This is a genomic window from Brevundimonas sp. UBA5936 (assembly GCA_002430835.1).
Classification (GTDB): domain Bacteria; phylum Pseudomonadota; class Alphaproteobacteria; order Caulobacterales; family Caulobacteraceae; genus Brevundimonas.
In genome coordinates, this window is the sequence record DJDA01000133.1 from 1 (window position 1) to 6,215 (window position 6,215).

Genomic DNA, 6,215 nt, shown 5'->3' on the forward strand with positions numbered 1-6,215 from the left:
GCAGCATGAACGGTGCTTTGAAATGCGGCGCCAGGTCAAGCCTGACCGGCGCCGCGATGACGTGATGGAAAGGCGAGACGGTCAGCTCAGGTCGCCTACGGCGGCGTCCAGCAGCATGAAGGCGCGGCCCTCGTCGGTCGCCAGCCGCATCTGCACATCCTCGGCGTCGCCGCGTTCCGCCTGAAGCTTCAGCCCATGGGCGAAGGCGCGGACATAGGCCTCGGCGTCGGCGCGCAGGGCGGCGTCGCTCAGCACCCGGCAAGAGACGCTGCGGACGGCGGCCGGCGCCACGCGGCGGACGATCTGGCGCGCCCGCGCCGGGTCGTGACCGGCGAAGGCCTGCGCGGCCTCCTCCACACGGGGGCGGGGCAGCAGGGCGTTGGGATCCACGCCCATGCGCCGGATGGCCGAGGTGACTCGCCCGGCCAGGGCGTCGATCTCTTCGGGCGTGCCGATGGCGGCGTTCAGCTCCAACGGGGCGGCAGGCTCGGCCGGCGCCGGTTCCGGCTGGACCAGATCGCGCCAACTGAGGGCGTCGCCGATCCGCGTCGGTTCGGCGCGGGGCGTCTCAGGCGTTTGGGGTGAGGCCTGGGCCGGAGCCGTAGGGATAGGCTCGATCTCGGATTCGACCGGGTGCTCAGGGCGCATTCGACCCCGCAGGCCAAGACCCGAAGCCAGGCCGGACGCGAGACCGGGCGCAGAAACCGGCCGCTTGGGCTCGGGCGCCGGTTCGACTTCGCGCGGAGCGGGGACGGTCGGGCGGCGGCGCGGCTGGCCGCCCTCGGCGGAGACGGCGCCCATCAGACGCACAGCCTCGGTCAGCATTTCATAGTTGCGACGCACGCGATCCTGAAACCCGGCGTCTAGCGCCTCGGTGTCCTGGGCCGCCTTGCGCGAGGCGGCGGTCAGGGCGCTCAGACCTTCCTCGACGCTGAGGCGCACGGATTCAACGCGGGCGCGGGCTTCCTCGGGCAGGCGGGCGGCGCGCTGGTCCATCTCGGCGACGGCCTGTTCGACCGAGGTCAGGGCGTCCGTGACCTGAACCAGGGTGGTCTGCAGGCTGTCGACCAGTTTCTGGCCGGTCAGGTCCACCATGTCGGCCGTCTGGGCGACGATGCGGCGGGCGCCATCGATGCGGGCCTCGGCGGCTTCATCCGCCTTCTGGGCAGCGTCGAACAGGGATTCGCCCAGGCGGTCGGCGCGAATCTGGGCCTGTTCGATCGCGGCCTGAGCGGCGGCGCGTTGTTCGTCGGCCGTGGCCTGAAGCGCCTCCAGCGAGCGGCGCGTCTCCTCGACCAGCAGGTCGCGGGATTCGGCGGCCAGGCTTTCAAAGCGGTCCAGCGACAGCTTGGTGGCGTGGTCGAAGCCGTCAGCCTCGCGCTGGGACATCTCCACCAGGGCCTTGAACTGGTCGACCACGGCCTCGACCTGGGCCTTGATGGCGGCGGCGGCTTCGTCTCCACGTAGATTGATGTCGTCGGCGGCGGTGCGAGTCTGCGACAGATGATCCAGAAGCTGGGCGCGCTGGCTCTCGATCTGAGCCGAGAAGTCTTCCTGATCGGTGCGCAGGGCGTAGGCGGCCGTGACCAGGGCGGCGCGTTGCTGGCCTAGGCCCTCCTCGACGGATTGAATCTGTTCGGCGACGCCGGAGCCGGCGGTCTCCAGCCGCAGGGTCTGGCGGGCCAGATCGTCAGAGGCGGCGCGGGCGGCTTCCTGGGCTTCGTTGGCGGCGGCGGCCAGGTCGGCGGCGCGGGCGGCCAGGGCGGCCTCGGCCTCACGCAACTGGGTCTGGGCCAGGTCGGAGGCGTCGGCCACCATGCGCGACTGACGCTCGACCGTTTCGACAACCGCCGAAGCCTGGCCTTCCAGCTTGCCGCCCAGGACGCCCATCTGCTCGCGTTCGTGCGACAGTTGTTCGGCGAGACGGCGCGCCGTGCCCCCGGCCAGTTCGGCGGCCTCGTTGAGCAGGTTGGATTCCTTGGTCAGGGCCTCGCGCAGCGACGCCAGGTCGTCGCGGGCGCGTTCGGCCGATTGCGCGGCGCGATCGATGTCTTCACGCAGGGTGTTCAGCACATGCCCAGCCTGATTGGCGGCCAGAGCCGTCGGTCCGACCAGGGCGTCAGCCATTTCACGCGCGCGCTTCGTCTCCTGGGCCAGGCCCGCGCCCTGGCGCACGGCATGGGCCAGCAGGATGGACAGGCCGACCGGCGCCAGCAGGATCAGGGCGTAGACCGCCAGGCGCAGCGGATCGATCTCCATCATCCCCGAACCCAGTTCATAGGCGAACCAGGATGCGAGGCCGCCGACCCACAGGGCGGAGGCCAGGCCGGCGATCAGATAGGCGTTGGCCGCGCCGTTGGACGTCGCCGTCTTGCCCTTGCGCTTGCTGGACGTCTTGGCCGGGGGCGAAGCGGGCGTGACGGTGGCAGGCGGAGCGTCAGCGGATTCAGCGAAAGGCGACAGGGCGCGCGCGGCCTTTTCGGCCTCGGCCGCGCGTTCCTCGGCCAAGGCCTGTTGTTCGGCCAGGCGGCGGCGCTGACGTTCGGACATGGGGCGTTGCGGCGCGTCGGGCAGCGGCTCCAGACCGGCTTCAGGCGTCGCTTCGTCGAGGGCATCGGTCGCTTCGGACGTGACCGAGGGCTCCGTCTCTGGAGAGGCGGGTTCGGAGTCGGTCAGGTTGAGCGGCGGCCGATGGCGGGATTTCATGGGCGTCGGTCTCGATCACTGATCGCCAGCGAAGGCGGCGAAGGGCGCAAGGCACGGACCCTAACGGCTGGATCGTAAGGCGAAAAGGCTCGAGCGCGGATTAGATCGCCGTTTGCCGACGCGGATCAGCGTGATCTGTGGATCAGCACGACGACGGAGCGGTCACATGGACCGTGGCGGCGGGCTTGGTGTCGCCGCAATCCTGCACCCGTTGAATCTCGCGATCCGGCTTTTGCGGCGCTTTCATATCGACGCCGAATTGCGACAACGCCACTGCGGCGAGCAGGGCGATCAAACCGGCCAGCATCTCGATCAGAGCTTGCATAATTGCAGTATGCCAGAAACATCTTCGGGCGACAATGCGGCGAACAGATGAAGCGGCGCCATTGACCCGACTGATGCGAAAATGGAACGATCCGACCTCATCGGCGTCTGAGTGAGATCAGGAGGCCCATCCGGCCGTCACGCGAATCAGCCATTGCTGGGGTATGCGAGCAGACCAGTTCTATGAGGGCAGCCTGCTGGAGACGGCCACCGGAGCGTGGCGGTCCGCAAAGGCGCATCGGTTCGCTCCCTTGATGGAGAACAAGGCCTATTTCGACGCCCTGGCGTCGGCGCTGCACAAGGCCGAGCGCTCCATCCTGATTCTCGGCTGGCAGTTCGATCCGCGCACGCGCCTGGACCCCGAGGGACCGCTGAACGACCGGCGCGCCGAGATCGGGCATCAGCTGAAGGCTCTGGTGCGTCACAAGCCTGACCTGGACGTGCGTTTGCTGATCTGGCGTTCGCCGCTGCTGATCGCGGCGTCGCAGGGCTTCTATCCACACAAGGCGCAGCGCTGGTTCCGGCGCCGCATCGTCGAGTTCCGGCTGGATGGGCCGGGGATCCTGGGCGCCTGCCACCATCAGAAGGTGGTGGTGATCGACAACCAGATCGCCTTCTGCGGCGGCGGCGACATCTCGACCGACCGCTGGGACACCGAAGAGCATTTCTCGGGCGACCCGCGTCGATGCGAGCCGACCGGCGTCATCCCGGCGCCGAGGCACGAGGTCATGTGCGTCATGGACGGCCCGGCGGCGCAGGCTCTGGGCGAACTGGCGCGCGAGCGGTGGAGGCGCGCGACGGGCGAGGTGATCGCGCCGATCATGGCTCAATGCGCGGATTCATGGCCGGAGCGCGTGACGCCCGCGCTGACGCAGGTGTCGGTCGGAATCTCTCGCACCGAGCCGCAGGTGCGCGGCCGTCCCGAGGTGCGCGAGAACGAGGCCCTGCATCTGGAGGCCATCCGGCGGGCGCGCTCGCTGATCTATATGGAGAACCAGTACTTCACCTCGCCCTTGCTGGCGGCGGCTCTGGCCGAGCGCCTGGCCGAGCCGGACGGGCCGGAGGTGGTGCTGGTCTCGACTGGCCGCAGCCCCAGCTGGTTTGACGGGCTGACCATGGATACCGCGCGCGCCGAAGTGCTCTACCGACTGGAGCAGGCGGACCGTCACGATCGCTTCACCGCCTTCTATCCGGTGACGGACGAGGGTGAGCGGATCATCGTCCACGCCAAGATGACCATCGTCGACGACAAGCTGCTGAGGATCGGGTCCAGCAATCTGAACAATCGTTCGATGGGGTTGGATACGGAGTGCGACGTCTCGGTCGAGGCTGAGACGGAAGAACAGCGCGAGGTGATCCAGCGTTTCCGCCGTCACTCGCTCGGTCATTTCATCGGCGTGTCAGGCGAAGCTTTCGCCGAGGCTGAGACCCTGCTGGGTTCAGTCGGGCAGGCGATTCAGACCTTCGGCCATGAGCGTATGAAGCCGCTGGGCGCGACCGAGCCGACGCGGGTCGAGCGAATGTTCGCCGAGTGGCAGTTCGGCGATCCGGTGTCAGCCACCGACGCCTGGCGGCCCTGGAAGCGGCTGAACCGCTCGCACCGCACCCGGCCCAGGTCAGAGGGCGGTCAGGCGCCGGGCTGACCCTTGGGCTGATCGATCTCGAAGTCGATGATCAGCGGCAGGTGGTCCGAAGCGGCTCGCGCCAGAGGCGATGACGGCGTGTGGGCGCCGGTCACGCGGATTTCTCGGCTGACGAAGCAGTGGTCGATGCGGATGGCGGGGAAGGTAGACGGAAAGGTCTTGATCGAGGGCTTCAGCCCCAGCCGCCGCTGGGCGTCGTCCAGCCGCCGGGTCAGGGCTTGGTAGGGGCGGGTGATGGAGGTGGCGTTGAAGTCGCCGGTCAGGATGGTCGGCCCGTCGCACATCGGATCACCCAGCCAGTCCCGGCCAATCAGGGCCGCGACCTGAAGCCGCTGCTCGCGCGGGACCAGGCCCAGGTGGGTGTTCATGATGTTGACGACCACGCCGTCGAAGTCGACCGCTGACCACAGGGCGCCGCGCGGCTCCAATCCCTTGAGGCCGGGCAGGGTGGGCAGGGCGGCGGCGCGCACTAGCCGCTCGGGCCGGTGGGTCAGGATGGCGTCGCCGTAAAGCTCGGCCTCGACCTTCATGGCGGGATGGAACTGCACGCTCATGGCCAGGCGCTGGGCGATGGAGTCAGCCTGATCGACCCAGCCGGTGCGCGCGCGGCCGACGTCCAGCTCCTGCAGGCAGACGACATCCGGCTCATGCTCGGCGATGACGTCGGCGATGCGGTTCACGTCCAGCTTGCGGTCGACGCCGACGCAGCGATGGACGTTGTAGGTCAGAAGTCTCGGCATGAATTCCTTGCCCGCGATCGCAGCGACTGTCGCGCCTCAATGCGGCGGTCGCGAGGCCCCGATAGCGATCCTGATAACCGGACTAGATGACAACCAGCTTGTCGGGGATCTCGTTTTCATCAGCGGGCTTGGGCGGAAAGCGTTCCGTCAGAACCTGACCGCACAGGGCGATGGCCTTTTCGAAGCCCTCGACCGGCTGGTCACGCCGCAGGGCGCCGGTCAGGGCGGCCACGGCGTCGGCCCAGACTTCGGGGCTGACGCAGGAATGGATGCCCTCGTCGGCCACCACCTCGACCTGATGATCGGCCAGGGCGGCGAAGATCAGGACGCCGGTGCGCGCCTCGGTGACGTGCAGGCCGTGCGCCAGGAACTGCTGCATGGCGGCGCGGCGAACGCGCGTGCGGCGCAGGGCGGCGGGCGTCAGAAGTCGCCGCATGACCGGGATCAGCGACAGCAGGAAGACGGCCACGAAGACGCCGGCCTGCACCAGTCCATAGGCCGCCAGGGCGCGCCCGATTTCGGCCGAGGCGGCGGGGGCGTGGGCGATCTCCCATCCGCCGCCGAAGGTCAGCCAGTCGCCGTTGAAGCCGAACGGGATCAGACCCAGCGGCAGCAACAGGGCCGCGGCGGCCGCCCAGCCCAGGCTGACGTCGCGATAGGACGACACCTGCCGCGCCACGACGCAGAAGATCTCGCCGGAGGTGTTCGCCTCGGCCTGGGCGATGGCCTGAGCCACCCTTGCGTGGTCGTCGTTCGTGAACTGCATCACCATCCCCCCGAGGCGCCGCCGCCGCCGAAGCCG

General features: G+C 68.9%; 5 protein-coding genes. 1 reads left to right on the forward strand and 4 read right to left on the reverse strand.

Going from position 1 to position 6,215, the window contains the following annotated elements; all coding sequences use genetic code 11:
• Window positions 1-81 precede the first annotated feature (81 nt).
• Window positions 82-2,706: a tipN gene (locus B2Y21_RS14100; RefSeq protein ID WP_292060454.1), complete on the reverse strand. Its 2,625-nt coding sequence runs from the start codon at window positions 2,704-2,706 to the stop codon at window positions 82-84.
• 142 nt (window positions 2,707-2,848) lie between these two features.
• Window positions 2,849-3,031, reverse strand: coding sequence for a hypothetical protein (locus B2Y21_RS14105; RefSeq protein ID WP_292060455.1), 183 nt, complete (start codon window positions 3,029-3,031; stop codon window positions 2,849-2,851).
• Between the two features lie 163 nt (window positions 3,032-3,194).
• On the opposite strand from B2Y21_RS14105, the gene B2Y21_RS14110 reads away from it, so the two are divergent.
• The gene (locus B2Y21_RS14110; RefSeq protein ID WP_292060456.1) at window positions 3,195-4,673 is read left to right on the forward strand and encodes a phospholipase D-like domain-containing protein; all 1,479 of its coding nucleotides are present in this window, start codon (window positions 3,195-3,197) and stop codon (window positions 4,671-4,673) included.
• On the opposite strand, the gene B2Y21_RS14115 is transcribed toward B2Y21_RS14110, so the two are convergent.
• Together B2Y21_RS14115 and B2Y21_RS14120 are read right to left on the reverse strand one after the other, a co-directional pair.
• Window positions 4,658-5,413 carry an endonuclease/exonuclease/phosphatase family protein gene (locus B2Y21_RS14115; protein ID WP_292060457.1) on the reverse strand — a complete coding sequence of 252 codons (756 nt, stop codon included), beginning with the start codon at window positions 5,411-5,413 and terminating at the stop codon, window positions 4,658-4,660. The two genes, B2Y21_RS14110 and B2Y21_RS14115, sit on opposite strands and share 16 nt — an antisense overlap.
• Before the next feature lie 82 nt (window positions 5,414-5,495).
• A partial coding sequence (locus B2Y21_RS14120; RefSeq protein WP_349679426.1) for a TPM domain-containing protein occupies window positions 5,496-6,215 on the reverse strand: 720 nt, incomplete at its 5' end.

What these genes read in the sequence shown, in the direction of transcription:
- B2Y21_RS14115 (WP_292060457.1), bottom strand. Translation starts at nt 5,413, where the DNA reads ATGCCGAGACTTCTGACCTACAACGTCCATCGCTGCGTCGGCGTCGAC.
- B2Y21_RS14110 (WP_292060456.1), top strand. Translation starts at nt 3,195, where the DNA reads ATGCGAGCAGACCAGTTCTATGAGGGCAGCCTGCTGGAGACGGCCACC.
- B2Y21_RS14100 (WP_292060454.1), bottom strand. Translation starts at nt 2,706, where the DNA reads ATGAAATCCCGCCATCGGCCGCCGCTCAACCTGACCGACTCCGAACCC.
- B2Y21_RS14105 (WP_292060455.1), bottom strand. Translation starts at nt 3,031, where the DNA reads ATGCAAGCTCTGATCGAGATGCTGGCCGGTTTGATCGCCCTGCTCGCC.